The organism is Roseovarius autotrophicus (genome assembly GCF_018069895.1).
In the GTDB taxonomy this organism is placed as follows: domain Bacteria; phylum Pseudomonadota; class Alphaproteobacteria; order Rhodobacterales; family Rhodobacteraceae; genus Roseovarius; species Roseovarius autotrophicus.
The window spans coordinates 137,191-162,536 of the sequence record NZ_JAGQDH010000001.1 but is presented as its reverse complement, the minus strand read 5'-3'; the positions used below and the strand labels follow the sequence as shown (position 1 = coordinate 162,536).

The 25,346-nt window shown below is 66.7% G+C and carries 29 protein-coding genes; 6 read left to right on the top strand and 23 right to left on the bottom strand.

Annotated features, from left to right (window positions below):
• Positions 1 to 6 precede the first annotated feature (6 nt).
• The 4 genes from KAK09_RS00850 to KAK09_RS00835 all read right to left on the bottom strand — a co-directional run bounded on the left by KAK09_RS00850 (position 7) and on the right by KAK09_RS00835 (position 4,297).
• Positions 7 to 1,374: a glutamine synthetase family protein gene (locus tag KAK09_RS00850; protein WP_210876940.1), complete on the bottom strand. Its 1,368-nt coding sequence runs from the start codon at positions 1,372 to 1,374 to the stop codon at positions 7 to 9.
• Entirely contained in the window at positions 1,367 to 2,053 is a 687-nt protein-coding gene (locus KAK09_RS00845; RefSeq protein WP_210876939.1) for a type 1 glutamine amidotransferase, read from the bottom strand. The genes KAK09_RS00850 and KAK09_RS00845 overlap by 8 nt, the downstream gene beginning before the upstream one ends.
• A gap of 45 nt (positions 2,054 to 2,098) precedes the next feature.
• On the bottom strand, positions 2,099 to 3,415 hold the full coding sequence (locus KAK09_RS00840; protein WP_210876938.1) for a glutamine synthetase family protein: 1,317 nt from the start codon (positions 3,413 to 3,415) through the stop codon (positions 2,099 to 2,101).
• 189 nt (positions 3,416 to 3,604) lie between these two features.
• On the bottom strand, positions 3,605 to 4,297 hold the full coding sequence (locus tag KAK09_RS00835; protein WP_210876937.1) for a M48 family metalloprotease: 693 nt from the start codon (positions 4,295 to 4,297) through the stop codon (positions 3,605 to 3,607).
• A gap of 110 nt (positions 4,298 to 4,407) precedes the next feature.
• Here KAK09_RS00835 and KAK09_RS00830 point away from each other — a divergent pair, with 110 nt between their 5' ends.
• The 4 genes from KAK09_RS00830 (at position 4,408) to trpA (ending at position 6,990) form a co-directional block, all read left to right on the top strand.
• Positions 4,408 to 4,740, top strand: coding sequence for an SMR family transporter (locus KAK09_RS00830; RefSeq protein ID WP_210877346.1), 333 nt, complete (start codon positions 4,408 to 4,410; stop codon positions 4,738 to 4,740).
• Between the two features lie 72 nt (positions 4,741 to 4,812).
• On the top strand, positions 4,813 to 5,226 hold the full coding sequence (locus KAK09_RS00825) for a Fur family transcriptional regulator (protein ID WP_210876936.1): 414 nt from the start codon (positions 4,813 to 4,815) through the stop codon (positions 5,224 to 5,226).
• A 3-nt stretch (positions 5,227 to 5,229) separates the two neighbouring features.
• Positions 5,230 to 6,126, top strand: a complete 897-nt coding sequence (locus KAK09_RS00820; protein WP_210876935.1) for a cation diffusion facilitator family transporter — start codon at positions 5,230 to 5,232, stop codon at positions 6,124 to 6,126.
• 72 nt (positions 6,127 to 6,198) lie between these two features.
• Positions 6,199 to 6,990: a tryptophan synthase subunit alpha gene (gene trpA / locus KAK09_RS00815; protein WP_210876934.1), complete on the top strand. Its 792-nt coding sequence runs from the start codon at positions 6,199 to 6,201 to the stop codon at positions 6,988 to 6,990.
• A gap of 124 nt (positions 6,991 to 7,114) precedes the next feature.
• Here trpA and KAK09_RS00810 read toward each other — a convergent pair whose 3' ends face one another.
• Together KAK09_RS00810 and KAK09_RS00805 are read right to left on the bottom strand one after the other, a co-directional pair.
• Entirely contained in the window at positions 7,115 to 7,837 is a 723-nt protein-coding gene (locus tag KAK09_RS00810; protein WP_210876933.1) for a heme-dependent oxidative N-demethylase family protein, read from the bottom strand.
• Entirely contained in the window at positions 7,834 to 8,235 is a 402-nt protein-coding gene (locus KAK09_RS00805) for a DUF6314 family protein (RefSeq protein WP_210876932.1), read from the bottom strand. Before KAK09_RS00805 ends, KAK09_RS00810 begins: the two co-directional genes overlap by 4 nt.
• Before the next feature lie 77 nt (positions 8,236 to 8,312).
• Here KAK09_RS00805 and purB point away from each other — a divergent pair, with 77 nt between their 5' ends.
• The gene (gene purB, locus KAK09_RS00800; RefSeq protein ID WP_210876931.1) at positions 8,313 to 9,620 is read left to right on the top strand and encodes an adenylosuccinate lyase; all 1,308 of its coding nucleotides are present in this window, start codon (positions 8,313 to 8,315) and stop codon (positions 9,618 to 9,620) included.
• A 149-nt stretch (positions 9,621 to 9,769) separates the two neighbouring features.
• Here the strand turns inward: purB and KAK09_RS00795 are convergent, their stop codons facing one another.
• From KAK09_RS00795 to KAK09_RS00720, 16 genes are all read right to left on the bottom strand, one after another.
• On the bottom strand, positions 9,770 to 10,930 hold the full coding sequence (locus tag KAK09_RS00795; protein WP_210876930.1) for a M20 aminoacylase family protein: 1,161 nt from the start codon (positions 10,928 to 10,930) through the stop codon (positions 9,770 to 9,772).
• An 85-nt stretch (positions 10,931 to 11,015) separates the two neighbouring features.
• On the bottom strand, positions 11,016 to 15,014 hold the full coding sequence (locus tag KAK09_RS00790) for a baseplate multidomain protein megatron (protein ID WP_210876929.1): 3,999 nt from the start codon (positions 15,012 to 15,014) through the stop codon (positions 11,016 to 11,018).
• 3 nt (positions 15,015 to 15,017) lie between these two features.
• Complete coding sequence (locus KAK09_RS00785) at positions 15,018 to 15,455, bottom strand: NlpC/P60 family protein (RefSeq protein WP_210876928.1); 438 nt, start codon at positions 15,453 to 15,455, stop codon at positions 15,018 to 15,020.
• Positions 15,452 to 16,345: a DUF2163 domain-containing protein gene (locus KAK09_RS00780; RefSeq protein WP_210876927.1), complete on the bottom strand. Its 894-nt coding sequence runs from the start codon at positions 16,343 to 16,345 to the stop codon at positions 15,452 to 15,454. Before KAK09_RS00780 ends, KAK09_RS00785 begins: the two co-directional genes overlap by 4 nt.
• Complete coding sequence (locus tag KAK09_RS00775) at positions 16,342 to 16,974, bottom strand: phage distal tail protein, Rcc01695 family (protein ID WP_210876926.1); 633 nt, start codon at positions 16,972 to 16,974, stop codon at positions 16,342 to 16,344. Before KAK09_RS00775 ends, KAK09_RS00780 begins: the two co-directional genes overlap by 4 nt.
• 13 nt (positions 16,975 to 16,987) lie before the next feature.
• Positions 16,988 to 17,650, bottom strand: coding sequence for a phage tail tape measure protein (locus tag KAK09_RS00770; RefSeq protein ID WP_210876925.1), 663 nt, complete (start codon positions 17,648 to 17,650; stop codon positions 16,988 to 16,990).
• The gene (locus KAK09_RS00765; RefSeq protein WP_210876924.1) at positions 17,643 to 17,849 is read right to left on the bottom strand and encodes a rcc01693 family protein; all 207 of its coding nucleotides are present in this window, start codon (positions 17,847 to 17,849) and stop codon (positions 17,643 to 17,645) included. Before KAK09_RS00765 ends, KAK09_RS00770 begins: the two co-directional genes overlap by 8 nt.
• On the bottom strand, positions 17,846 to 18,169 hold the full coding sequence (locus KAK09_RS00760; RefSeq protein ID WP_210876923.1) for a gene transfer agent family protein: 324 nt from the start codon (positions 18,167 to 18,169) through the stop codon (positions 17,846 to 17,848). The genes KAK09_RS00765 and KAK09_RS00760 overlap by 4 nt, the downstream gene beginning before the upstream one ends.
• Before the next feature lie 4 nt (positions 18,170 to 18,173).
• The gene (locus KAK09_RS00755) at positions 18,174 to 18,587 is read right to left on the bottom strand and encodes a phage major tail protein, TP901-1 family (protein ID WP_210876922.1); all 414 of its coding nucleotides are present in this window, start codon (positions 18,585 to 18,587) and stop codon (positions 18,174 to 18,176) included.
• A 23-nt stretch (positions 18,588 to 18,610) separates the two neighbouring features.
• Complete coding sequence (locus KAK09_RS00750; protein ID WP_210876921.1) at positions 18,611 to 19,024, bottom strand: DUF3168 domain-containing protein; 414 nt, start codon at positions 19,022 to 19,024, stop codon at positions 18,611 to 18,613.
• Positions 19,021 to 19,362, bottom strand: coding sequence for a head-tail adaptor protein (locus KAK09_RS00745; RefSeq protein ID WP_210876920.1), 342 nt, complete (start codon positions 19,360 to 19,362; stop codon positions 19,021 to 19,023). The genes KAK09_RS00750 and KAK09_RS00745 overlap by 4 nt, the downstream gene beginning before the upstream one ends.
• Complete coding sequence (locus KAK09_RS00740; protein ID WP_210876919.1) at positions 19,359 to 19,958, bottom strand: head-tail connector protein; 600 nt, start codon at positions 19,956 to 19,958, stop codon at positions 19,359 to 19,361. Before KAK09_RS00740 ends, KAK09_RS00745 begins: the two co-directional genes overlap by 4 nt.
• A 150-nt stretch (positions 19,959 to 20,108) precedes the next feature.
• Positions 20,109 to 21,287, bottom strand: coding sequence for a phage major capsid protein (locus KAK09_RS00735; protein WP_210876918.1), 1,179 nt, complete (start codon positions 21,285 to 21,287; stop codon positions 20,109 to 20,111).
• Positions 21,288 to 21,319: 32 nt separating this feature from the next.
• Complete coding sequence (locus KAK09_RS00730) at positions 21,320 to 21,868, bottom strand: HK97 family phage prohead protease (protein WP_418895506.1); 549 nt, start codon at positions 21,866 to 21,868, stop codon at positions 21,320 to 21,322.
• Positions 21,869 to 21,885: 17 nt separating this feature from the next.
• Positions 21,886 to 22,128, bottom strand: a complete 243-nt coding sequence (locus KAK09_RS00725) for a GTA head formation protein, RCAP_rcc01685 family (RefSeq protein WP_210876916.1) — start codon at positions 22,126 to 22,128, stop codon at positions 21,886 to 21,888.
• On the bottom strand, positions 22,121 to 23,314 hold the full coding sequence (locus KAK09_RS00720) for a phage portal protein (RefSeq protein ID WP_210876915.1): 1,194 nt from the start codon (positions 23,312 to 23,314) through the stop codon (positions 22,121 to 22,123). The genes KAK09_RS00725 and KAK09_RS00720 overlap by 8 nt, the downstream gene beginning before the upstream one ends.
• Before the next feature lie 238 nt (positions 23,315 to 23,552).
• Here KAK09_RS00720 and KAK09_RS00715 point away from each other — a divergent pair, with 238 nt between their 5' ends.
• Positions 23,553 to 23,870 (top strand): H-NS histone family protein, encoded by a 318-nt coding sequence (locus tag KAK09_RS00715; RefSeq protein ID WP_210876914.1) that lies wholly within the window; start codon positions 23,553 to 23,555, stop codon positions 23,868 to 23,870.
• Between the two features lie 52 nt (positions 23,871 to 23,922).
• Here the strand turns inward: KAK09_RS00715 and KAK09_RS00710 are convergent, their stop codons facing one another.
• Positions 23,923 to 25,293, bottom strand: a complete 1,371-nt coding sequence (locus tag KAK09_RS00710) for a class II 3-deoxy-7-phosphoheptulonate synthase (protein WP_210876913.1) — start codon at positions 25,291 to 25,293, stop codon at positions 23,923 to 23,925.
• Positions 25,294 to 25,346: the final 53 nt, after the last annotated feature.

Below are 25,346 nucleotides of genomic sequence, written 5' to 3'. Positions count from 1 at the left end.
TTCCGCTCAGACGTTCAACAAAAGATGCTCCCGCTCCCACGGGCTGATAACCTGCAGGAATTCCTCGTATTCGGCCCGCTTCACGATGCCATAGACGCGGGCGAATTCCGGGCCGAGAATCCCGTGCAGGTCTTTCGCCTCCTCGAACAGGTCAAGCGCATCACCCATCACATTGGGGATATCCGGCTCGCCGGTATAGGCGTCGCCCTTGAACTGCTTGTCGGGCCATTCCTCTTTCATGATCCCCAGAAGACCGCAGGCAAGGCTTGCCGCGATCCCGAGATAGGGATTGCAGTCCATCCCCGCCATCCGGTTCTCGACCCGGCGCGAGTCCGGCCCCGAGAGCGGCACGCGGATACCCGTGGTGCGGTTGTCGCGCCCCCAGGCAAGGTTGATGGGGGCAGCGTGATCCCTGACATAACGGCGGTAGGAATTGACGTAAGGTGCCAGCACCGCGATGGCCGAGGGCAGGTGTTTCTGCAAGCCGCCGATGAAGTGAAAGAACAGGTCCGTCTCTCCCCCCTGCGGCCCGGCAAAGAGGTTGCGACCGCTCTCCATATCCAAGATCGAGTGATGGATATGCATGGCGCTGCCCGGTTCGTCCGCGATCGGCTTGGCCATGAAGGTGGCAAAACAGTCGTGGCGCAGCGCGGCCTCGCGGATCAGCCGCTTGAAATAGAACACCTCGTCGGCAAGCTTGATCGGGCTGCCATGGCGCAGGTTGATCTCCAACTGCCCCGCGCCACCCTCCTGCGTGATGCCGTCGATCTCGAAGCCCTGCGCCTCGGCGAAATCGTAGATATCGTCGATGACGGGGCCGAATTCATCCACTGCCGTCATCGAATAGGCCTGCCGCGCGGCCGCCGGACGGCCCGAGCGGCCCATCATGGGCTTGATGCTCTGCGCCGGGTCAAGGTTGCGCGCGACCAGAAAGAATTCCATTTCGGGGGCGACAACCGGCTTCATCCCGCGCGCATGATACATCTCGACCACCCGCCGCAACACGTTGCGCGGGCTGTAGGGAATCGGCGCGCCCTCGCGGTCAAAGGCGTCATGGATCACCTGAAGCGTCCAGTCCGCCGTCCAGGGTGCGGCGGTGGCGGTGCTCATGTCGGGGCGCAGGATCATGTCGCGCTCGATGAAGCCCTCCTCGCCTGCCGCCTCGCCCCAGTCACCGGTGATGGTCTGGTAGAAGATCGAATCGGGCAGGTGAAAATATTGCTGGCGCGCGAACTTGCTCGCCGGCACCGCCTTGCCGCGCGCGATGCCGGGCAGGTCGGCGATGATGCACTCAACCTCGTCGAGGCGGCGGTCATGCAGATAGGCTTGCGCCGCGGGCGGCAGGGCAGCGATGAGTTGGCTCATGTCAGCCATGGCGTGCGCCTTTCCTGAGGACATCCGCGATGGTTCCGGCCATGGCGGCGCTGTCGGTGGGGGTGTCGAGCAGGGCGCGGGCGTGATCGCGTAGCGGATCGGGCACGACGCCGATGGCGCGATACTCGATCAGGCGGTCCATCATGGTCGCGTCGAACTCGGGATGGGGCTGAACGGTGAGTATCCGGTCGCCAAGACGCAGCGCGGCGATCTCGCAACCTTCGGCGCGCCCCACCACCTCGGCCCCCGGCGGGGCGAGGACGACCTGATCCTGGTGCCAGGCGTTAAGGGTGAGCGGCGTGCCGTCGATCTCGTATTCGGTGGGCCCGACGCGCCAGCCGCCGGGATGTTTGATCACCTCGCCGCCAAGCGCCTGCGCGATGATCTGATGACCAAAACAGACCCCCACGAGGGGCCGCCCGGCATCACGGATCGCGCGGATCAGCGCCTCCAGCGGTGCGATCCACGGATGATCCTCGTAGACCCCATGTTTCGAACCGGTCACGAGCCAGCCATCGGCGGCATGCGCTCCGTCGGGAAATATTCCGTCCACCACGTCATAGGCGTCGAATTCGAACCCGTGCCCATCCAACAGGCGCGCGAACATCGCGTCGTAATCACCAAGCTCGCCCAGGACGATGTCCGGGGCGTGGCCGGTCTTGAGGATGCCGATTCTCATGGAGCCTCTTTTTGATCAAATTTTTGGCGCAACATCACGATGACATTACACCGTTTCGAGATAGGTCTTCCAGTGGTCTCGCGCCGGTATCTCGGACATGTGTGCCAGTTCCTGCCGCTTGGTCATCACAAGGTTGCCGACCAGATCGGGGTGGAAGATGCGCGCGATCATGGGGTCGCGCTCGAAGCGGCGGATCGCCGAGGCCCAGTCCGGGGCAAGCTGCGGCAGGTCCGCCTCATAGGCGTTGCCGCTGATCGGTTCGGGCGGCGTCATGCCGTCCTCGATCCCGGTAATCGCGGCGCCAAGGATGGCGGCGAAGGTCAGGTAGGGGTTGATGTCGCCCCCCGCCACGCGATGTTCGATGCGTCGCGCGGTATTGGGACCGCCGGGAATGCGCACCGCGGCGGTGCGGTTCTCATAGCCCCAGCCAGCCCCGGTCGGCGCATGTGCGCCCGGCACAAGACGGGTGTAACTGTTTGCGTGTGGCGCGAAAATCAGTGTCGAGGCCGGCATGGCCGCAAGACAGCCCGCGACGGCGGCCCGCAGCGTATCGGTGCCCCGGTCGGTGCCGTCGTCAAACACGTTGCGACCTTCCCGGTCCAGCACCGAGAAATGCATGTGCATGCCGTTGCCGCTGTCATCGCCAAAGGGCTTGGCCATGAAGGTCGCGACAAAGCCATGCCGCCGCGCCAGCCCCTTGATCAGCGTCTTGAACAGCCAGGTATCATCGGCGGCGCGCATGGCGGATTGGTGATTCAGGGTCAATTCGAACTGCCCGATCCCGGCCTCGCTGATGGCGGATTCCACCGGAATATCCATCTCTGCCCCCGCAGCATAAAGCGCGCTGAGGAAGGTATCAAAGGCATCCATCTGCCCCAGGCTGAGAATGCCGGGCGCCTTCATGCGCCGCCCGGATCGCGGATCGCGCACTGTTTTCAGATACTTGCCACTGGGATCGACCAGCGTGAACTCAAGCTCGGTGGCGGCGAACACCTCCCAGCCGCGTGCAGCATAACGCGCCAGAACGGTGACGAGCGCATGGCGTGGATCGCCCGCGAAGGGCGTCCCGTCCTCGTGATGCATGACCATCGGCACAAGGCCCTGCGGCTCTTCAAGCCAGGGCAGCGGCACCGCGCCGCGCGCCGTTGGAAACAGCCGCCCGTCCATGTCGCCGCTCTCGAATACCAGCGGCGAGCCTTCGATATCGGCCCCGAAGATGTCGAGGTTCAGCGACGACAGCGGCATGCGCACCGAGCCGTCGGCAAGTTTGTCGGCAAAGCTCGCGGGCAGACGCTTTCCGCGCATCCGGCCATTGAGATCGCAGGCGGCCACGCGGAATGTCTGGAACTGGGTAAGGTCCATCGGAAAGGTCCTGAAAGAGGTTTTGGCAAGCCTAGCCCGGCGCGGGGGGCTTTGCCAAGAATAATTTGATCAAAAATTTGCAGAGCATGTGCGGGTTCTGCTTTCTCGCCGTCATCGTCCGGCTTGACCGGACGATCTCCCGCTCAGGGGGATCCTCGGGTCAAGCCCGAGGATGACGGAGAAAGCGGCTCAACTGAGGCGCTGCTGCCAGCGCGCCTCCAGCCGCTCGATCTCGGCGATGCGCTCTTCGGTCCTGGGGTGGCTCAGCAACCAGGCAGGCATCACTGCACCGGCTCCATGGGTCAGCGCCTCCAGCTTCTGGAACAGCGACTTTTGCGGCGCGGTGCCGATCCCGGCCTTGGTCAGAAGTGCTGCGGCATAGGCGTCGGCCTCATACTCGTCGCCGCGCGACAGCCGCGCTGCCAGAAGCGTCGTCAGCGCGTTGGCGATGAGCACCCCCAGCCCCGGCACGAACCGCGACAGCAGCATGGCCAGCGCGGTGCGCAGCGCGTTCTGCCCGGAAAAGTCGATCATCCGCCGCCGCGAATGGCCGAGCGCCACATGGCCAAGCTCATGGGCGATGACCGAGCCCATTTCCTCGGCCGTGACCTCGCCCGACTGGAACTTGCGATAGAACCCGCGGGTTATGAAGATGCGCCCGTCCGGCGCGGCCAGCCCGTTGACCGGGTCGATCTCGTAGAGATGAACCCGCACGCGCGGCAGATCGAGTGCGCGCGCAAGCCGGTCGGTCACGGATTTCAGACGCGGATCGGCCAGTTCGGTCGAGCGCGCGTCAAGCTCGCGCGTGGTGCGCCAGACCGAGAGGCGATACAGCGCCAGCGCATAGAGCAGCGCGAGCAGGATGGGCATGACCTTCAACATGGGTTAAATATGGGACCGCGCCCCGGCGCTGGCAAGCGCCGGAGCGGACTGGACCGTCCCGGCCTGCGCGCGTATCGATGGGCAGGCAACAGGGAGTGCGGGTGATGAACATGCAGGTCTATCTTTTCCTTGCGCTGGCGATCGTCGCCGAGACGGCCGGGACAACCGCGCTACAGGCCAGCCAGCAGTTCACCCGGCTCTGGCCGTCGGTTCTGGTGGTGGTGGCTTATGCGATCAGCTTCTACCTTCTGGCGCTCACGTTGAAATACATGCCCGTGGGTGTGGTCTATGCAATCTGGTCGGGGCTGGGGATCGTGCTCATCGCCACCATCGGCTATGTGATCTTCGGCCAGAAGCTCGACCTGCCCGCCGTGATCGGCACGGCGATGATCCTTGCGGGGATCGTGGTGATCCAGCTTTTCTCGAAGGTCTCGCCGCATTGACGGCATGAAAACGGCTGGAAAACTGCGGCCCTTCCCGCTATCCCCACGGCAGGACCGACCCGGAGATCCCTGATGCCCGAGACCATCACCGAACGTTGCGAGGCCAAGGGGCTGCGGATGACCGGCCAGCGGCGGACCATCGCAGAGGTGCTGGAATCCGCCGACGATCATCCCGATGTAGAGCAACTGCACGCCCGCGCCGCCGCACGCGACGCGCGCATCTCCATCGCCACGGTGTATCGCACGGTCAAGCTGTTCGAGGAGGCGGGCATTCTCGACAAGGTCGAATTCGGCGACGGGCGCGCGCGTTACGAAGATGCCGAGCGCGAGCATCACGACCACCTGATCGACATGCAATCGGGCGAGGTGATCGAATTCGTCGATCCCGAGATCGAGGCGTTGCAGGAAAAGATCGCCGAAAAGCTGGGCTATCGGCTGGTGGGGCACCGGTTGGAACTTTACGGCGTGCCCCGGCGGAAGGGCTAGACCATGGACCGGGTGATGCGGCTGGCCATCGGCTCGGTGCTGGTGGGTTTGTTCGTCATGGCGCTCAAGGTGGTGGCCTGGCAGGTCACCGGCTCGCTCGCGCTCATGTCCGATGCGCTGGAAAGCCTTGTCAATCTGGCGACGGCGGCGGCGGTGATCGTGGCGTTGCGCGTGGCCAAGCGTCCGGCGGACGACAACCACCCTTACGGGCACCACAAGGCCGAATTCTTCTCGGCGGTGCTTGAAGGGGTGCTGATCGTGCTGGCCGCGCTCTTTATCCTGCGCGAGGCCTGGTCCGGATTCTTCGCACCACGCGCGATGGACGAGCCGATCCTCGGCATGGCGATCAGTGCGGGCGCGGGCGCGATCAACGGGATCTGGGCCTGGCTGCTGATCCGCGAGGGACGCGCGCACCGCTCGCCCGCGCTGGTGGCCGATGGCAGGCACCTGATGACCGATGTGGTCTCTTCCGTCGGGGTTCTGATCGGCGTGGCGCTTGCGGTGATCACCGGCTGGTGGGTGCTCGACCCGGTGATGGCGGTGCTGGTGGCGCTCAACATCCTGTGGTCGGGCTGGATGGTGATCAAGGGATCGCTGAGCGGGCTGATGGACGAGGCGGTGTCGGAAAACGAACAGGCCACGATCCGCGCGGTGATCGCGCGCGCGGCGCGCGACGGCGTGGCGCTCGAGGCGCATGACCTGCGCACCCGCCACGCAGGCCCCGTCACCTTCATCGACTTTCATCTGGTCGTGCCGGGCGAGACCTCGGTCGAGACGGCGCACGTGCTTTGCGACCGGATCGAGGCGGCGCTGATGACGGCCCTGCCCGATGCGCGCGTCACGATCCATGTGGAACCAGAGCACAAGGCCAAGGAAGGCGCCCATGTCAGCCTGAACTAGCGGCATCTCTGGCCATTGATTTCCGCCGCCATTTGCGCCAAACCCGCCTGAAACCATCACCAAAGGCCCGCCATGACCCGTATCGACGCCAAATTCGCCGAGCTGAACGCCGCTGGCCGCAAGGCCTTCGTCTCCTACATCATGGCCGGGGATCCGGACATGGAAACATCGCTTGCGGTGATGAAGGGGCTGCCCGAGGCGGGGGTTGATGTGATCGAACTGGGCGTGCCCTTTACCGATCCCATGGCGGATGGTCCGACCATTCAGCTTGCCGGACAGCGCGCGCTCGCGGGGGGCATGACGCTTTCGAAGGCGCTCGACATGGTAACCGAGTTTCGCAAGGGCGACGACACGACGCCCATTGTGCTCATGGGCTATTACAACCCGATCTACAATCGCGGCGTGGCTCGGTTTCTGGCGGATGCAAAGACGGCGGGCGTTGACGGGTTGATCGTGGTCGATCTGCCGCCCGAAGAGGATGAGGAACTGTGCCTGCCCGCCAATGCGGCGGGGCTGAACTTCATCCGCCTCGCCACCCCCACCACCGACGATGCGCGCCTGCCCAAGGTACTCCAGAATACCTCCGGCTTCGTCTATTACGTCTCGATCACTGGCATCACCGGTGCGGCGGCGGCCGAAGCGGCGGATGTGGCCCCCGAGGTGGCGCGGATCAAGGCGCAGACCGACCTGCCGGTGATCGTGGGATTCGGCATCCGCACGCCCGAGACCGCGCAAACCATCGCCAGTGTCGCCGATGGCTGCGTCATCGGCTCGGCCATCGTGGGCGAGATCGCCAAGGGGCGGCCGGTCGCGGAGGTGCTCGAATTCGTGCGCGGGCTGGCGGCCGGCGCTCATCGCGCCTGAACGCATCATCAGGCCCGACAGACCGGGTTGTGAGAGATCCTCCGGTCAAGCCGGAGGATGACGCGCGCAACACGTCCCCGTCACCCCCGGACTTGATCCGGGGGTCTCCGCCCCACGGCGCGCCTCAGCGCGCCATCACATAGGTATGGATCGAGAACACGCAGGCGCGCGTCTCGGGCAGGCGCAGCACGCATTGCCGCTCGGACCGCAGATAGGGCAGGCGCGCGCGGGCCGCGTCATCGACGTTTTCGCGCAGCGGATGATAAAGCGCCGGATCGCCATAGCCATGGGCGTTGAACCGCCACAGCGGGCGCCCCGGCTGCACCCCGTCGAACAGGCGCTGCACGCGCGGCGCGATCCCGGGATAGTCGGGAACGGGGATGTGAATCGCCAGAAGCGGGCGGTCGATCTTCTCCGCCAGCCGCCAGCTTGCCGGAAAACACAGCACGGCGGCGGTGAGCACATGTTCTTCGCCGCGTTTCTCCATAATGCAGAGATCCTCCTGCACCAGATGGCCGAGGGTCAGCATCGGGTCGGCCCGGTCAATGGGCACGGTCACGCCATCGGGGCGATGCACCCCACTTGTGGAAATCTCGTATCCCGTTCCGTATTCCGCCAGCCAATCCAGCACGAACTGCAAAAGCTCGTCCATCGCCGGCCCCGCCCCCCCGGTCACGGCCAGCACATCGGCACGGCGCTCGGACAAGAGCCGTGCGCGTTCGGCCATTTGCGCGGCAAAGGACTCATCGACCAGCAGCCACTCGGCCATGCCCAAAGGCGCGACCCCCGGCAGCGGGCGCGGCGCGGTCACATCATAGGGGATCGCCGTTTGCAGGATCGCGATCATGGCACCTCTCGCCTATACTCTGTCACCATGTGGTAATCCTTGCGCGGCCCGCGCACATGCCATTCCACGCGGAAGGCGGGCCAGCGGCTGAAATCATACTGCCCGTCATACTGGTCCGGGTCGCACCAATGCGCCACCGCGCCGCCCTCGGGGGGCACCTCGTGAAAGGGCCGCCCGTCCTCGAAAGCCACGCATAGCCCCGGCCCCCAGAGCATGCGGCGTGTGACCTGCATCGGCGCATGGCCCGGCACACGCATCTCGCCCGCCTCCTCGCAGATCAACCCCGCCCCCTCGCGCCGCCAGACCGCGCGCCCTGTCACATGCGTCACCCGCCCGCCTGCCTCGGTCACGCGGCGCTCAAACCGCCACGCGCCTTCGAAATCCGCCAAGTGTCGCACGTCCCGCACCCTGCCTTGCCGCGCCCCGCCTCTGCCACTAGAAGCGCACCAAACCCCATCCGCCAAAGGACGACAAGATGATCCCGCGCTATTCCCGCCCCGAAATGGTCCATATCTGGGAGCCTTCCACGAAATTCCGCATCTGGTTCGAGATCGAGGCCCATGCCTGCGACGCCATGGCCGATCTGGGCGTGATCCCGCGCGAAAATGCGCAAGCGGTCTGGAAAGCGAAGAACGTTGAGTTCGACGTTGCCCGCATCGACGAGATCGAGGCCGAGACCAAACACGACGTGATCGCCTTCCTCACCCATCTGGCCGAGCATGTGGGCAGCGACGAGGCGCGATTCGTCCATCAGGGCATGACCTCATCGGACGTGCTCGACACCTGTTTCAACGTGCAGCTCACCCGCGCCGCCGATCTCCTCATCGCCGATACCGAGGCGCTTCTGGCAGCCCTCAAGCGCCGCGCGTATGAGCACAAGGACACGATCCGCATCGGGCGCAGCCACGGCATCCATGCGGAACCCACCACGATGGGGCTGACCTTCGCGCGGTTCTACGCCGAGATGAACCGCAACCTCACCCGCCTGCGCACCGCGCGCGAAGAGATCGCCACCGGGGCCATTTCCGGCGCGGTCGGCACCTTCGCCAATATCGACCCCCGCGTCGAGGAACATGTCTGCGCGCAGCTTGGCCTGAACCCTGAACCCATCAGCACGCAAGTCATCCCGCGCGACCGCCACGCGGCCTTTTTCGCCACGCTCGGCGTTGTCGCCTCCTCGATCGAGAACATCGCCATCGAGATCCGCCACATGCAGCGCACCGAGGTGCTGGAGGCAGCGGAATTCTTCTCCATGGGGCAAAAGGGCTCTTCGGCCATGCCGCACAAGAAAAACCCGGTGCTGACCGAGAACCTGACAGGGCTCGCGCGCATGGTGCGCTCGATGGTCATTCCGGCGATGGAGAATGTGGCGCTCTGGCACGAGCGCGATATCTCGCACAGTTCCGTCGAGCGCATGATCGGCCCCGACGCGACGATCACGCTGGATTTCGCGCTGGCGCGCCTCACCGGTGTCATCGACAAGCTGCTGGTCTACCCCGAAAACATGCTGAAGAACCTCAACAAGTTCCCCGGCCTTGTCATGTCGCAGCGCGTGCTTCTGGCACTGACGCAGGCCGGCGTCAGCCGCGAGGACGCCTATAGGCTGGTGCAGCGCAACGCGCTCAGGGTCTGGGAGACGGGCGTTGACTTCAAGACCGAGCTTTTGAACGACGCAGAGGTGACAGCGGCGCTCAGCCCGACGGAAATCGAGGAAAAATTCGACCTCGGCTATCACACGAAGCATGTGGACACGATCTTTGCCCGTGTTTTTGGCAAGGTATGATCGGTCAACAGGCAGACACGAATGCCCGGCGGCCATGACGGCGCCGCACCCGGCCTTGTGCCGCTCACATGCTGAAACGACCGGGGCGGGATGATACCCCGCCCCTTTTCACTGTTCCTGAAATACTCAAAACAGCAACGCCGCCGCGCTCAGGCCGGCATCCGCTCCTCGACGATCCCCGCCCAGAAGCTGCACCCCGCCGGGATCGCCTCGTCGTTGAAATTGTATTGCGGGTGGTGGACCATCGCCGTGTCGCCATTGCCCACAAGGATATAGGCGCCGGGCCGTTCCTCGAGCATGAAGGCGAAATCCTCGCCGCCCATGACCAGCGGCGCATCATCGCAGCCGCCGCTGACCTTGGCCGCAACGCTGGCCGCGAACGCGGTCTGTTCCTCGTGGTTGACCATCACCGGATAGCCGCGATGATAGGCCACCTCGGCGCTGCCGCCAAAGCCTGCCGTCACATGCTCGGCCAGTGCGCAGATACGCGCCTCGGCCAGATCGCGCATCGCCGCGCTCATGGTGCGCACCGTGCCCTTGAGATGCACGCCCTGCGGGATCACGTTGAACGCGTTGGAGGATGTCTGGAAGGACGTGACCGACACCACCACCTGATCCACCGGATCGGCATTGCGGCTGGCGATGGTCTGGAGGGCAGTCACCAGATGCGCGGCCATCACGGTCGTGTCCACGGTCTCGTGCGGTTTGGCGGCGTGCCCGCCCTTGCCCGTCAGCGCGATGTCGAACTGATCGGTCGCGGCGAAGAATGCGCCGGGACGGATGGCAAAGCTGCCCACGGGGCGGCCCGGCCAGTTATGCATCCCGTAAACCTCCTGAATGCCGAAGCGGTCCATCATGCCATCCTCGCACATCGCGCGGCCCCCGGCACCGCCTTCCTCGGCGGGCTGAAAGATCACCACCGCCGTGCCGTCGAAATTGCGCGTCTCGGCCAGATATTGCGCGGCCCCAAGCAGCATGGCGGTATGCCCGTCATGACCACAGGCATGCATCGCGCCGGGCGTCTTGCTGGCGTAATCCACCCCCGTCGCCTCATGGATGGGCAGCGCGTCCATATCGGCGCGCAGCCCGATCACCCGACCAGAGCCGTTGGATTTGCCCCGGATCACGCCCACCACACCGGTGCGTCCGATGCCCGTCACCACCTCGTCGCAGCCGAACGCCTTCAGCTTCTCGGCCACAAGCGCGCTGGTGCGGTGCGTCTCGTAGAGGATTTCGGGGTGGGCGTGGATATCGCGGCGCCATTCGGTGATTTCCGGGTGCAATTCGGCGAAACGGTTCTTGACGGGCATGACGGCCTCCCTGTGCGCGTGTGTATCGCCGCGCAAGGTGGCGCAAAGGGCGGGCGGCGGCAAGGGGCCGCCCACCCGTAAAGGATCACAAGTCGCGGATGGCAAAGCGCCCCGCACCGAACAGGGCCGAGAGCTGTGCCACCTCGATCCGCTTGCCCGCGTCGGGGCCGTCGGCGGTGCGCACGCTTGCGGGATAGGTCCAGTCCGGCGCCGTGATATCGACCTCGCGCAGCACCTGCGCGCCGCGCCGCACGCGCAGAAGATAGCGCTCGGCTTCCTCGCCAAGCGGCACATCGGGCGTGTCCCAGCGGTCGCCGCCGATCCGCGTGCGCCGCACCCATGTCACGCGCAGATCGCCGCCCGCCTCGACCGCGCGCAGATGCACCGGCGCAAGGGGGCGCAGCCCGATTCCGTCAAAGGCCAGCACCGCATGGCCAAAGCTCGGATCGTCCACCGGGCGGCCCCCCGGCCCGATGCGGTAATGGCGGGCCTGCCCGCGCTGCGCCTCGGTCAGGCCTGTCTGCTGCGGCACCCCGTCAAGACGCACCAGGATCGAGCCGGGCGGCCACACCCCTGCGCCCTCGGTCCCCAACTGCCCGCGCAGCCGGTGGCGCAGGATATACGTCTCGGGCGCGACAAGCTCAGCGTCGCGGAACTGGAACAACTCCCAGCCATTCGGCGTGCCGTCGCCGATCGCGCAGAGATTGGCCCCGCCCAGCAAGGCCGTGTCACTCACACTCTCAAGCCGCCCGTGGCGCAACCGCACGAAAAGGCCCTCGCCCCGGTCGATCCGCCCCGGATGGGCGGGGAAAAGCGGGGTCTCGGTCAGCCCCACCGTGGCCTGCGCCGCAATCACCGCATCAAGCGCGTAATTCGCGTCCTCCTCCGAGGCATAAAGCGCCACCGTCCCCGGCCAGGGATCGGCGATCACCGCCAGATGCGGCGCATGGGGCACCTCCTCGCCGCTCATCAGTGGCAGATCGAGGAACAGCGGCGTCACCGGCCCCGCTGCCACGAAGGGGCGCAGCCGCGCGGGCGCGCCCTCGATCAGCACGGGGCGAAAACTCTCGGGGTCGGTGCGCGTGGCCTCCACGCGCTGCACCCCCGCCATCTGCTCCACCCGGTCGATGCGATAGCGCCCGCCGCCTGCCCCCTCGGGCAGTTCCAGCACATCGCCTGCCCCGATCAGCAGCCGCGAGGGCGGCAATGTCAGCCGCAGCGTATCGACCGAAAGCCGCGCCTCCGACAGCCACCGTTCCACCACCTGCCGCCCTTCCGCGCGCGTCAGCACAAGCGGCATCTCCGAGGTGGCCACCGCGTGCGTGGCCTCATCGGGCAGGATCGCCTCCTCGGCCACCGCCTCGTAATCGGCCTCCGCCTCGATGAACCGCAGCCGCACGCGCCCCGCCAGTTCCAGATCGCTGCCGCGCGTCTCCTCCAGCGCGCCGCCAAGTTCGGGATCGCGCACCACCCGGTTCAGATCGACCAGATGATCGGCGCGCCCGTCGCGGCGGCGGAACCCCAGAACGCCGCCGCGCTCCACCGCGTCCACGCCGTAGGCCATCAGCAGCGGTTGCAGCGCCGCGCGCGCCGAACCCACCTGATCCACCAGATAGCCGCGCAGAAACGCCTCCGCGCGCGCCACATCACGCGCCGCAACGCCTGCGCGTCCGGCAATCTCTGACACCACCTCGCCCAGCCTGCGCCCGCTCGCGCGCCCCGTGATCCAGTGCCCGCGCGCATAGTTCTCGCCATCCGACCACAGGCCGGTATTGCCCGGAAACCACGGGAAAGGCCGCGCATCCCAGGCCCAGACACAGGCATGATCCATGTCGATCATAGGCCCGCCATAGATCTCCGAGAGCGGGTTGCGCGCGGGGCCGGACCAATACCCCGTCACCGCGCGCAGATACTGCATCTGGATCAACTCATCGCGCTGCCCGGTGGAAAACCGCGGCAGGCTCGATTCCGAGGATTTGGGATCGAGAAACTTGTTCGGCTCGTTGGTGCCCTTGTCCACCGCCGCACAGCCATATTCGGTAAAGCGGATGGGTTTCGACTGCGGCTCCCAAGCGGTCGGCTCTTCGCTGCGCACGCCGCCCACCCGCTCGTGATGGGCCTTGCCCCACCAGTTGCGCAGATCCTTGAACCGCCAGATCCACGCCTCGTCATGATCGCCATCGGTGATCGGCACACGTCGCTGCGCCGCCCGCGCCTCCTCGGAGGGGTAGAACCAGTCATACCCCTCGCCACCCTCGATATTGGCCTGCAAGTAATCGAGATCATGAATCGACGGCCAGTCACGCGCATCAAGATGCTCATGCCCCTCGCGCCAGTCCGAGAGCGGCATGTAATTGTCGATGCCGACAAAGTCGATATTGTCATCCGCCCAAAGCGGATCGAGGTGAAAGAACCGGTCGCCATCCCCCGGCTGATAGCCGAAATACTCGGTCCAGTCGGCGGCGTATGTGATCCTGACCTCCGGCCCCAGGATCGCGCGCACCTCGGCGGCCAGCGCCCGAAGCTGCGCCACCGCCGGAAAGCTGTCGCCCACGCCCCGGATCTGCGTGAGCGCGCGCATCTCCGACCCGATGGCAAAGCTCTCCACGCCCCCCGCCGCCGCGCAAAGCGCCGCCTGATGCAGGATGAAGCGCCGGTAGGACCATTCGTCAGGGCCGCTATAAACCACCGGGCTGCGCTTGACCCGGCCACCGAAGGTGAGAAGATCAAGCGCGCCGGTCCCCGGCTCCTCCACCGGCACCGCCGCCACCGGCGTCACGGTGAAATCCGCCGCCCGCGCCGCCCCGAAGAACCCCGCCACCTGCGCCTCGGCCTCTGCCGTGCGATCGGGGCTGCCGGGCTGGCCCGGTGCCTTCGACGTGGTGATCCGCCCGCGCCAGGGCAAAACCGGTTGATCGCCCGCATCGCGCCACGGATCGGGCAGGCCGTTGCCCGCCATCTGCTCCATCAGGATGAACGGATAGTAAAGCACGTCCTGACCCGCCGATTTCAACGACAGGATCGCCTCCACCACCGCCTGATCGGCGGGCGTGCCGCCATAGACCTCGCGGCCCTGCGCATCCTTGGGCACCTCGCCCGCCTGCGCCCGCGTCAGGCTCGACACCGTCCAGGGCATATTGCGGGATTCAAACGCCTTTTTCTCCACCCGAGGCCGTATTCGACAGTCCCCGCAGCGCAGATCGTCGCCGAACCAGCTCACGATCAGCGAGGTCGCGCGCACCTGCGGCAACTCCTCTCGCAAGGCTTCGAGTGCCACCACGAAATCGGGCCGTTCCTGGGCTGTGTTGATATTGGCCGGGCCGGACGCGCCAAAGCCGAAATCCATCATCACCGGCGTGGTGGCCAGCGCATATTCCCCCGTTCCGGGCAGCATCGCCACACCGCGCACCGCGCGCACCGGGTCAAGCGCCGCCCCCTCGCCCCCCGCCTGCGACGGGCGGCAAACCTCAAAGCTGAATTGCGGCATCCGCGTGCCAAAGGCCGAAAGGTCCAGATCCTCGATCACCACATAGGCCGTGCCGCGATAGGCAGGCACGTTGCCCGCACCCTCCACCGCCTCGATCACCGAATCGGGCATCTGATCGCGCGTGCCGGGATAGACCCGCATGTTGAGGCTTGCGGGTGCAATCTCGGTCCCGTCGGCCCAGACCCGCGCCACGCGACCGATCTCACCCTCGCAAAGCGCAAGCGCAAGGCTCACCGAATAGCTGATCGTGCGTGTGTCCGGCGTGGCGGGCTTGGGGCTGCCCTTGCCGCCACCCTGTCCGCGCGTCACAGAGACATTCTCGCGGAACTCGGTGGCCCAGATCACCTGACCGCCGACGCGCATCCGCCCATAGACCTGCGGGATCGCGTCGCCCTCGCCCGCGCCCGTCAGGCGCAAGCGGCTCACGCGGCCCGTTTCCACCACGCCAGACCCCTGGCCCAGCAACCGCTGGTCGATGGACCGCCCCACCAGCGCGCCCGCAAACCGCCCGATGGCGACCGACGACAGCCCCAGAACCGACCCGCCGACCGCGCCGCCAATCGCTGCGCCTGCGGCTGACAGAAGAATCGTTGCCATGATCTATCCCTCCAAAGGAAAGGCAAAACGCGCGACGATGCGCCGCCGCCAGGGCAGGCTCAGCGCGTTTTCCACCACCCCATGCCCCGAATAGGCGTGAATGAACGTGGCCCGCGCCCCCATCCCGGCGGCAAACCCCAGATGCTTGGCCACCGCCCCCTCGCGCATCCGGAAAAGCAGCACGTCGCCCGGTGCCTCGTCGTCGAGCGGCTTCGCGTACAAATGCCGCAGCGCCGCCGCCCACAGCGCCTCCTCGCGCGCGGGCTCTGCCCAGTCCATCGAATAGGCGGGCGGGCGCTCGGGCTCCTCGCCCATCACCTCGCGCCAGACGCCGCGCACAAGCCCAAGGCAATCGCACCCCGCGCCCCGGCACGCCGCCTGATGCCGGTAGGGCGTGCCAAGCCAGCCGCGCGCCGCGACCACGATCCGCGCGCCGCTCATCGCCGCCTGCTCCCGCCGTCAAGACGCGGCGATTTCGCCGGATCCGTGATCACCCAGTCATCGCCGGGAATATCCGGGAAGCCCTGAAAATTCAGCAGGTTGCCGAACTTGAACTGACAGGTTGGCATGGCCTTGTCACAGCCTGCCTCGATGCGCAGCCCGTCGCCGGGCGCGACCCGCGCCCCCAGCGGATGCCACAGCTCGATGATGCGCCCTGCCCCCGCAATCGTATCGCGCTTGATCAGGCCCATGAGGCCCGCCGCTGCCCCGCTCGTCACCCGCAGCACACCATGGCGGAACCAGTCCTCGGCAAAGCCCCCCATCTGCGCAAAGCGAAACACGCGCCCGCCCGCCACCCCTTCGGCGGGCCGCTCTGCAACATACCCAGGCGTATCGAGATCGAAGGTGCACTCGTGATCCCCCAGAATGGCGCTGCACCGCTTCTGGAAAACCCGTCCCAGCGGCACATTCAGCGCCTCCGTCAATCCGCGCAACTCGGCCTCGAACGCGCCCCCCGCGCGCCTGATATCGCCCAATGACCCGGCGAAAACCTCCAGCCGCTCCGCCACGTCCTGCCAGTTCACTACCCAGGCCCGCAGCCGCGCGCCGTCATACCGCCCGGCCTCGATCTCGGCCTCCGTGATCCCCTCGTCCGAGAGCGCACCAAACGCCTCCGTATTGTTGACGGCCAGCCCGGTGCTTTCTTCCACCGCGCGCGCGCTCATCCCCGTGCCGGGGCGAAAGGCGATGCCATCGAACAAGAGCGTGCGATCGTGATCGGTGAACCCCATCACCAGCCCGTCGCGGCGCACAAGCGCCCAGCACCGGCACACGGTGGTGATCCCCCGCCCCAGATGCACGGCCAGGGCACAGGCTCCTGCCCCGCTCACAGCCGGACCTCCACCACCGGCACATTCGGCACCTCGCCTGCCTGAAAGCTCGCAAGGCTCACCTGAATGCGGTCGGTATCGAACCGCACCGGCACGTCGAACTCATAGCCCGCCGTCACCGGCACGCCCATGTTGGGCGGCTCGGAAAAGGTGACGATACCGGTCGTCTCATCGACCTCGTAATGCACCCCCTCGCGCATCTCCACATCGCCAAGCCCCATGCGCACGCTGCCGCGCACCGGCTTGACGATGGGCCGCACCGCCTCGAACGCCCCCGAGCGATAGGTCTTGACCAGTTGGAACGCCACCGTCGCATCATCCCCCACCCCGATCCGCTGATCGTCAAAGGCGGGCGCGGCCCCGGCACGGCTCGACTTGAAATCGGCCCAGTCCTTCCAGCGAAACCCGTAAAGCTGCCCCTGCCGCGCCTCGAAAAACGCGATCAGCGCCTCGATATCCTCAAGGCTGCGCAACGCCACGCCCGCATCATACCGCCTGCGCGCCTGCGCCCAGGGGCTGTTGCGCTCCTCATGTCCACTTGCCAGCGTGACGATCTCGGTCAGCCGCTCCGGCCCGCCGACCGAGCCAAAGCTCAGATTGGCCGGAAACCGTATCTCGTGAAATCCCATCTCTGCCTCCCGCTTACCGGTTGCGCGCGCCGCGCCCGATCACGCGGCCAAGCTGTGCGGCGATCTGCCCCTGAGAACGGCGAAAGCCGTCCACATCGGGCGTGGTCACGTTCATCACCACGCTGACCGCGCCGCCCCCCTGCGCGCGCACGCCAAGCCGCCCGTCCGACCCGCGCGAAAGCGGCAGGATCGCCTCCGGACCCGCCTCGCCCATCAACCCGGTGCGCCCGCCGCGCATCGGGAAAGCGACCGGCCCGCTCACCACGCCCCCCGTGGCAAAGGGCATGACCCGCCCTTGCGTGAACCCAGCCCCCTTCGCAAAAGGCAACAGCCCACCCAAAAGCGCGCCGACACCTTGCGACAAAAGCCCCCCCACCTGATCCGTGACGGGCCGCACCGCGTCGTTGAACGCGGTGTTGACGAGGGTCGTGGCCAGCCGCCGCAGGCTCTCGCTCAGGCTGTCGCCCTCCACCACCGCGCCGCGCAACGCGCCCCTCAGACCCCGGCTCAATCCCCTCTCAAGGCTCTGCGCGTCCTGCCCGGCGGCGGAAAGACCACCCCGCACCCGGCCCAGTTCCCCGGCAAAGGCCGCGGCCATCGCCCCGGCCTGCCCCATCGCCGCATCGAGGGCCGCGATCTGCGCCTCCAGATCGTCCGCACGTTCCAGATCATCCATCGCCCAAATCTCCTGTCCCGTCGGGGAAGGCCGCCAACAGCGCCTCCAGTCCCGCCCGCGCCATCGGGCGCGGCCCGTGGCCCTCGCCCAGCATCAGCCGCAATTCCACCGGCGTCAGCGTCCAGAATTCCGCCGGGCGCAGCCCCAGCCCCTGCACGCCCGCACGCAACAGCGCGGGCCAGTCGAACCGCGCGCTCATCCCCCGCCCTCCGGCAAGGCAAAGGCCCGCGTCAGCAACTGCGCCGCCGCCCGCGCCGCCATCAGCGGCCCGCCCTCGATTTCCGCGCTCAGCAGGTCCGCCGCGCTCCCGCGCCAGCCACCGCCGCGCAGCCCCGCCACGATCACCGCCAGCACATCGCGCGAGGAAAACGCCCCCGTCTCGAACCGCGCCACCAGATCGACCAGCGATCCCGTCTCCAGCGCCGCCTCCATCTCCGCCAGCGCCCCGAGCGTGAGCCGCATCACGCAACCCTCGCCATCCAGCACCAGCGCCACCTCGCCTGCCCAGGGGTTCACCATCGCCTCAGAGCGCCGTAAAGGTCAGCCGCCCCGCCGAGGCCAGCGCCACCTCATAGGTCGCCTCGCCGTCATGCGTGCCGCCATAGTCTATGGAACTCACCTGAAACGGCCCCTCGATGGTGCCGAAATCGGGGATGATCACCTGAAAATCCGGCATTTCCCCGTCAAAGAAGATCTGCCGCATCCGTGCATCGCTCGCCGCGTCGCGAAAGATCCCCGACCCGCTCAGGTTGGCCGATTTGACGCCCGCGCCCGCCAGCAATTCCCGCCAGCCCCCCGCCGACTCGAGGCTCGTCACATCCACGCTCTCGGCGTTGAAGCTGACGCGCGTCGCGCGCAGGCCTGCCACGGTCTGAAAATTGCCGCCGCCCGTAAGATCGACCTTGATGAGAAGGTCCTTGCCGTTCTGAACTGCCATCTTGGTTCTCCGTTGCTCAAGTCTCAAACGCTGTCATCGATGCGCGCCCGGAATGTCAGATCAACCCGCCGCCGCTGGCCCGCGCCGCTGCGGACCGCCCGCGCGCGCAGGAAACTCAGCGCCACCAGACGCCCCCGCGACAGGCCGAGCGCCGCCCCGTCAAGCGCATCGCTCACCGCCCCCGCCGCCTGCTTGGCGGCCAGAAACCCCGCCGCCTCGGAGATGACAGAGACGGTCACGCGGTGCTCTGCCCCCGCGCCGCTCCCGTCGCCGCGTTCGCGTACCTCCTCGGGGCCAAAGGTGACATAGAGATCGGGCGCACGCCCCTTGGGGACCGCATCATGGATCGCGCCGCCCACCAGCGCGCCCAGCGTCGCATTCCCCGCCAGACGCTCATAGATCGCCACCTGAAGCGCGGCCGCCACGCCATAGCTCATGCCACCACCTCCTCTTCGGCCCAAAGCGTCAGGTATCCCGGCCCCGCCGCGCTCTCGGTCACCGCCTCGATTGCGAACACCCGCGCACCATCGCGCAGCCGCTGTCCTGGCACGGGGCGCGACGGTGCGCCCTGCGGTGCGGCCCGCACCGTGATCCGGTAGGCCGCGCGCGCCACGCTCGCGCCCTCGCCCGGCCCCTCACGGCCCGTGCGCGCTTCCACCTTGGCCCAGAGTGTGCCGCGCACCTCCCAGGCGTGCGCGAACCCGCCCGCGCCATCGGCCACCCGCGCCCGTGCCTCCAGCACCAGAGGGCGGGAAAGCCTCACCCCCGCCCTCATCGCACGCCCCCCCCGAGCAGGCGCACCTTGCGATAGCGCTCGATCAGGCTTGCCACGCCGAAGGGCATACAGCCCTCGCGCAATGCGGTCTCGGCGCGGTGTTCATAGAAATGCGCCGCCAGCATCAGCACCGCTTGCCCCAGATCGGGCGGCAGATCGCCCCAGCCCGCACCATAGCCCGCGCGAAACACGATCTCGGCGACCCCCCCCGAGGGCACCATCGGCAAAAGCGTGCCCACAGGCCGCAGCACCGGGCGATGCGCGTCGCGCTCCAGCCGATAAAGGCTCGGCTCGATCACCTCGGCCTCGTCGCGGCGGTCGCGCAACACGAGGCGCAGGACCGCGCTGACCGGCGCCACAGGCAAAGCCTGCCCCGTGACATCCTGCCAGCCGTGCATGACCCATGAAAAATCCCGTTCGAGCAGCACCTTGCCGGTGCGTCCCTCGATCGCGGCCATGGCTGCATGCAGAAATCCCTCCAGAACCGGATCCTGAATATCGTCATCCGCAAAGCCGGTGCCCAGCCGCAGATGCGCCTTGAACGCCGCCAGCGGCAATGCGGCAGCCGTCACCGCGCTTTCTTCCATCAGCAACATGGACCATCTCCATCATTCCGGACCCTCCCGCTTGTGCGGCGCGTGCCGCCCGGCCTTGCCCGGACGGAGGGGAAGCTGAGCAAAGCCGCTTTTGCGACACGCGCCTCGGGACGGGGGCAAACACGCCCCCGCCCGCCGTCACCGCACGCCTCAGGCGGCGGCGAACCGCAACAGCTTGATCGCCTTGAAATCGCTCACATCCCCGCCCACGCGCTTGGTGGCATAGAACAGAACATGCGGCTTGGCGCTGAACGGATCGCGCAGGATGCGCAGGTCGGGCCGCTCTGCCACCGTGTAACCGGCGCGGAAATCGCCAAAGGCTATGGCATCCGCGCCCGCCGCGATATCGGGCATGTCCTCGGCGACCAGCACCGGATAGCCCATCAGCCGCGCCGGCTCCCCGGCGGCAAGGCCATCCGACCACAGGAACCGCCCGTCGGCATCCTTGAGCTTGCGCACCACGCCGGCGGTGCGCGAGTTCATGACAAACGTGGCATTGGCGCGGTATTCCGCCCCCAGCGCGTAGACCAGATCGACAATCGGATCCGGGCCGCCCAGGTCGCCCGCGACGCCCGTAGGCACATAGCCCAGATTGCCCCAGACCCAGACGGCATTATCCACCGCCGGACGACTCAGGAAACCGCGCGGCTTGTCCAACCCGTCGCCACTGATAAACGCCGCCGCCTCGGCGCGCGCGAAGCGGTCGGCGATGCGCGCCGCCAGCCAGCCCTCCACGTCAAAGGCGCTGTCGTCCAGCAGCCGCTGGCTCGCCTTCGGCAACGCGCTCAGCTCATGCAGCGCGATCGAGATGCGGTCGATCACCGGCGTATCGCTCTCGGCCACAGCCCCCGTTTCGGTCGCCCAGCCGTGGCCCACGTCCGTATGATCCACCAGCACGTCAAAGCTCGTGGCTTCCACCGTCACCACATTCGCGATGGCGCGGATCGAGGCGGTGGAATTCATCACCGACCGGATCGTCTCCGAGGTCTGCGGATCGACCAGATAGCCGCCCTCGGCCGCAACCGAGGTGTTGAGCGCCTTGCCCTCCATCTCCAGCCCGCGCAGCCCGTCATCATCGCCCGAGCGCAGATAGGCGTCAAACGCCTTGCGATGCGGCGCACCGCTGTCCCGCTCACCCGCGAGATGCGGGCGGCCCTGCACCAGGCTCTTGCGTTCGATCATCGTCATCTTGTCATCCTGTTGTTGAAACCGCTTGCTGATCTCGGCCCGAAAGCCCTTGAACTCGTTGAGAAACCCGCCCATGGCCTCGCGCATCTCGGCGACCGGGGGCATATCCTCCCCGGTCCGAGCCTTCGTCTCGGTCGTCATCGTCAACTCCTCTCGGTTACGGGTCGGGCGGCTCAGGGCCGCGCCATTTCCCGGCGCGCCGCCCGCAGCACGGCCGCCAGATCGCGCCAGGTGTCGCCGGGGTCTTCCCCCTTGGCGGCCACCCGCGCACTGGGCAGCATCGGAAAGGTCACCAGCGACACCTCCCAAAGCTCCAGTTCCCGCAAGAGCCTGTGGCCCTTCTCGTTCCGGCTCGCGCGCAGCGTGCGATAGCCGATACTCAGCCCGTCAAGCGCCCCCGCGGCAATCAGCGCCGCCGCCTCGCGCGCCCGCGCCACCCCGTCAAGCAGCCGCCCCTTGACATGAAGGCCGCGCACATCCTCGCGCACCTCGTCCCAGATCCCGATGGGCTCGCGCGGGTCATGCTGCCAGAGCATCCGAACCTTGCGCCCCTCGGCCGCCAGCCGCTTCAGGCTCGCCGCATAGGCACCTCTGGCCACCACGTCGCCGCCTTGATCGGGCGCATCGAACAGGCTTGCATAGCCCTCGATCGCGCCCGCCTCCGTGACCCGCAAGGCATCCGTGGCACCACCCATGACTTTCCGTTCCAGTCCCGTCTCCATCACCTCGCCCTTTCGCCTCATCCCGGCAGCGCCGCCAGTATCGGCTGAAACGCCTGCACCAGCACCGCCGCCGCCACCCCATAGACCGCCAGCCACAACCGCCGCTCCAACCGTTCCAGCGCCGCCTCCATCCGCTCCAGCCGCTCCACCATCGCGCGATGCTGCAAGTCAGAGACCCGCTCATGCGCCTCAAGCCGCAGCGCGGGCGCGCAATCGAACGTCTCGAACCCGTAGCGCGGCGGCGGGGCCTGCTCAGCCATCCGCGCCCGCCTCCGGCAGCGGCGGCAATCCCAGCAGCGCCCGCTTTTCCCTCTGCGTCAGGAAATTGGCCCCGGTCACGCGCGCCCATTGCGCATCGCGCTCGGCGGCCAGCGCCGGCACCCGGTCAAGATCGGGCGACAGATCAAGCGCTTCGCCGCTGAATCTCGTCAGCCACGCCGCCACCGCCGCCGTCACCCGCGCCGCCAGCGGCAGCACCGTCAGGCGGTAAAACGCCCGGTTCGCCTCCTGGTAATTGGCGAATGTCGCGTCGCCCGGAATGCCCAGCAGCATCGGTGGCACGCCAAAGGCCAGCGCGATCTCGCGCGCCGCCGCCTCCTTGGTCTTCTGGAATTCCATGTCCGAGGGCGAGAATCCCATCGGCTTCCAGTCAAGCCCGCCCTCCAGCAGCATCGGCCGCCCCGCATTGCGCGCGCCCTGATGATGCGCCTCCATCTCGCCCACCAGCCGGGCATATTGATCCTCGGTCAGGTTCCCCTGCCCCTCGGCGCCTTTATAGACAATCGCCCCCGAGGGCCGCGCCGCATTGTCCAGAAGCGCCTTGGACCAACGGCTTGCCGCGTTGTGCACGTCAATGGCCTGCGCCGCCGGTTGCAGGGGCGACAGACCGTAATGGTCGTCCTGCGGGTGAAAGCTCCTGATATGGCAGATAGAGGGCGCGCCCTCGCCCAGCGAAAACCGGTGCTTGCGCCCGCCCACCTGATAGTCATAGCCCACCGGCCAGCCATCCGGTCCCGGCACCACGCTCATCCGGTCCGAGCGCAGCACATGCAGCTCCAGCGGCACGCCCGTCCCGGTCCCCACCGCCTCGACATAGGCGTTCCCGCTCAGCAGAAGCTGGCCATAAAGCGCCTCGAACAGCTCTGCCTGTCCCTGCGCCGGATTGGGGGCCTTCACCAGATCAAGCACCGGATGCGCGGCAAAACGGCGTTCGCAATCCTGCAACACCAGCGGCAATGCCGCCGCCGCCTCGGCGATCATCTTGACGCAGCGAAACCCCACCGGATTGCCCGAGAACCCCGCACGCATCAGGCTCACCGCATCGCGCGGCCCCCAGGCCGTGCACCCCTGCATCCCCCAGGCGATGACCCTGCCCGCGGCGCTTGCCTTCGTCTCGGGCGGCTCCGTTGCCGCCGCCCCTCCCTGCCGGAAGAAATCCAGTATCATCGCGTGCTCCTTCACATCGGCGCGTGAAGGGCATCAGACGGTGAAAGGTTTAAGACATTCTCACCCCACCGCGCGCGTGTACCCAATTCGCGTCATCTGTGTGCGCAATGAACGCGCCAGAAGATGTCGATATCGCCACGATAAATAGCCGGTCATTGCGCCGAAACCTTGCATTCTCCGGTTTCCCTTGCGCCTGCAAAACTTTTCTGTAAACAAATCTCATGAAAAGGAGACAAGAATGACAGACCTTTCGAAACTTTCGTCGCAACAACTTGAAAACCTCGCAAAAGAGGCGCACGAAATGGCCGCCGCCAAAAAGGAAGAAGAAAAGAAACAGCTTCGAGCGGCGCTTGTAAATCGCATCCGAGAGGCCGGTTTTACCATCGGCGATATATTTCCCGGCGCAGATACGGCAATCCGGAAAACCGTTAAATCGGGCGTGAAATACCGCGACCCCGCCGATCCCTCCAGAACCTGGACAGGGCGCGGCCGCAAGCCCGGTTGGCTGGTCGCGGCCGAGTCTGCTGGCCGCTCGCTTCAGGATTTCGCGGTCTGAAACGAAAAGGGCGCGGAAATGCCGCGCCCTTTTCTTCATGGGATCATGCCATTCAAACGGCTTCTGCCTGCCGTGTGCCCGCCCGGAACGATGCGAGTTCCTCAGCCACAAGAAACGCCAGTTCCAGAGATTGCGACGCATTAAGCCGCGGATCGCAGGCTGTATGGTAACGATCCGACAGGTTTTCCTCGGACAATGCCCGCATTCCCCCGGTGCATTCGGTCACATCCTGCCCGGTCATCTCGAAATGCACGCCACCCGGAATGGTGCCTTCGGCCCGGTGAATGGCAAAGAACTCCTGCACTTCCCGCAGCACCAGTTCAAAAGGCCGGGTCTTATAGCCGGTGGCCGACTTGATCGTGTTGCCATGCATCGGATCACAAACCCAAAGCACCTTCGCGCCCTCCTCCTGCACCGTGCGAATGAGGCGGGGCAGGTTCTCGCCCACCTTGCCCGCCCCGAACCGTGCAATCAGGGTAAGGCGGCCCGCCTCGTTCTCGGGGTTGAGCGTGGCCAGAAGCCGCTTGAGATCCTCGACGCTCGTGGTCGGCCCGCATTTGAGGCCGATGGGGTTGAGCACCCCGCGCAGGAACTCTACATGCGCCCCGTCCGGCTGGCGCGTGCGATCCCCGATCCAGAGCATGTGCCCCGATCCCGCCAGCCACTTTCCGCTGGTGGAATCGAGCCGGCACAGCGCCTCTTCGTATTCCAGCAAAAGACCCTCATGCGACGTGTAGAAATCCACCGTTCTGAGCGTGTGCGCACGGTCGCTGTCGATCCCCGCCGCCTTCATGAAATCGAGCGCATCCGAGATGTGATTGGCCATCTCGCGATATTTCGCGGCCTTCTCGCCCTCGGTAAAACCGAGCGTCCATTGATGCACCTGATGCACGTCCGCATAGCCGCCGGTCGAGAAGGCGCGCAACAGGTTCAGCGTCGCCGCCGCCTGCGTATAGGCCTGCAACATCTTTTCGGGATTGGGACTGCGCGCCTCGGGGGTGAAGGCCAGCTCGTTGATAATGTCGCCGCGATAGCTGGGCAGTTCCATGTCCCCGATCACCTCGGTGGGTGCCGAGCGCGGCTTGGCGAATTGCCCCGCCATGCGACCGACCTTGACCACCGGAACCTTGGCGCCATAGGTCAGCACCATCGCCATTTGCAGCATCACCTTGAAGGTGTCGCGGATCGCATCCGCCGAGAACTGGTCGAACGCCTCGGCGCAATCGCCGCCCTGCAACAGGAATGCCTCGCCGCGCGAGGCCGCCCCCAGCGCGCGCTTGAGCCGTCGCGCCTCACCAGCAAAGACGAGGGGCGGATACTGGCGCAGGCGTTCCTCGACCAGGGCAAGCGCCCCTGCATCGGGATAATCCGGCATCTGCACCCGCTCTTTCGCGCGCCAGCCGGTTTTTTGCCATTCGATCATCGTCAGTCTCCGCTATGTCTGTCGGTCGGGCCTTTTCTATACCCGACCCCGAA

Bases quoted from the DNA above. Each gene is read 5' to 3' on its own strand.
- KAK09_RS00845 (WP_210876939.1), bottom strand. From the start codon at position 2,053: ATGAGAATCGGCATCCTCAAGACCGGCCACGCCCCGGACATCGTCCTG.
- KAK09_RS00775 (WP_210876926.1), bottom strand. From the start codon at position 16,974: ATGGGATTTCACGAGATACGGTTTCCGGCCAATCTGAGCTTTGGCTCG.
- purB (WP_210876931.1), top strand. From the start codon at position 8,313: ATGATCCCGCGCTATTCCCGCCCCGAAATGGTCCATATCTGGGAGCCT.
- KAK09_RS00710 (WP_210876913.1), bottom strand. From the start codon at position 25,293: ATGATCGAATGGCAAAAAACCGGCTGGCGCGCGAAAGAGCGGGTGCAG.
- KAK09_RS00795 (WP_210876930.1), bottom strand. From the start codon at position 10,930: ATGCCCGTCAAGAACCGTTTCGCCGAATTGCACCCGGAAATCACCGAA.
- KAK09_RS00810 (WP_210876933.1), bottom strand. From the start codon at position 7,837: ATGATCGCGATCCTGCAAACGGCGATCCCCTATGATGTGACCGCGCCG.
- KAK09_RS00770 (WP_210876925.1), bottom strand. From the start codon at position 17,650: ATGGATGATCTGGAACGTGCGGACGATCTGGAGGCGCAGATCGCGGCC.
- KAK09_RS00825 (WP_210876936.1), top strand. From the start codon at position 4,813: ATGCCCGAGACCATCACCGAACGTTGCGAGGCCAAGGGGCTGCGGATG.
- KAK09_RS00750 (WP_210876921.1), bottom strand. From the start codon at position 19,024: ATGAGCTATGGCGTGGCGGCCGCGCTTCAGGTGGCGATCTATGAGCGT.
- KAK09_RS00715 (WP_210876914.1), top strand. From the start codon at position 23,553: ATGACAGACCTTTCGAAACTTTCGTCGCAACAACTTGAAAACCTCGCA.
- KAK09_RS00830 (WP_210877346.1), top strand. From the start codon at position 4,408: ATGCAGGTCTATCTTTTCCTTGCGCTGGCGATCGTCGCCGAGACGGCC.
- KAK09_RS00740 (WP_210876919.1), bottom strand. From the start codon at position 19,958: ATGTTGCTGATGGAAGAAAGCGCGGTGACGGCTGCCGCATTGCCGCTG.
- KAK09_RS00755 (WP_210876922.1), bottom strand. From the start codon at position 18,587: ATGGCAGTTCAGAACGGCAAGGACCTTCTCATCAAGGTCGATCTTACG.
- KAK09_RS00850 (WP_210876940.1), bottom strand. From the start codon at position 1,374: ATGGCTGACATGAGCCAACTCATCGCTGCCCTGCCGCCCGCGGCGCAA.
- KAK09_RS00735 (WP_210876918.1), bottom strand. From the start codon at position 21,287: ATGACGACCGAGACGAAGGCTCGGACCGGGGAGGATATGCCCCCGGTC.
- KAK09_RS00820 (WP_210876935.1), top strand. From the start codon at position 5,230: ATGGACCGGGTGATGCGGCTGGCCATCGGCTCGGTGCTGGTGGGTTTG.
- KAK09_RS00725 (WP_210876916.1), bottom strand. From the start codon at position 22,128: ATGGCTGAGCAGGCCCCGCCGCCGCGCTACGGGTTCGAGACGTTCGAT.
- KAK09_RS00720 (WP_210876915.1), bottom strand. From the start codon at position 23,314: ATGATACTGGATTTCTTCCGGCAGGGAGGGGCGGCGGCAACGGAGCCG.
- trpA (WP_210876934.1), top strand. From the start codon at position 6,199: ATGACCCGTATCGACGCCAAATTCGCCGAGCTGAACGCCGCTGGCCGC.
- KAK09_RS00840 (WP_210876938.1), bottom strand. From the start codon at position 3,415: ATGGACCTTACCCAGTTCCAGACATTCCGCGTGGCCGCCTGCGATCTC.
- KAK09_RS00745 (WP_210876920.1), bottom strand. From the start codon at position 19,362: ATGAGGGCGGGGGTGAGGCTTTCCCGCCCTCTGGTGCTGGAGGCACGG.
- KAK09_RS00785 (WP_210876928.1), bottom strand. From the start codon at position 15,455: ATGAGCGGCGCGCGGATCGTGGTCGCGGCGCGCGGCTGGCTTGGCACG.
- KAK09_RS00765 (WP_210876924.1), bottom strand. From the start codon at position 17,849: ATGAGCGCGCGGTTCGACTGGCCCGCGCTGTTGCGTGCGGGCGTGCAG.
- KAK09_RS00790 (WP_210876929.1), bottom strand. From the start codon at position 15,014: ATGGCAACGATTCTTCTGTCAGCCGCAGGCGCAGCGATTGGCGGCGCG.
- KAK09_RS00760 (WP_210876923.1), bottom strand. From the start codon at position 18,169: ATGGTGAACCCCTGGGCAGGCGAGGTGGCGCTGGTGCTGGATGGCGAG.
- KAK09_RS00835 (WP_210876937.1), bottom strand. From the start codon at position 4,297: ATGTTGAAGGTCATGCCCATCCTGCTCGCGCTGCTCTATGCGCTGGCG.
- KAK09_RS00730 (WP_418895506.1), bottom strand. From the start codon at position 21,868: ATGGAGACGGGACTGGAACGGAAAGTCATGGGTGGTGCCACGGATGCC.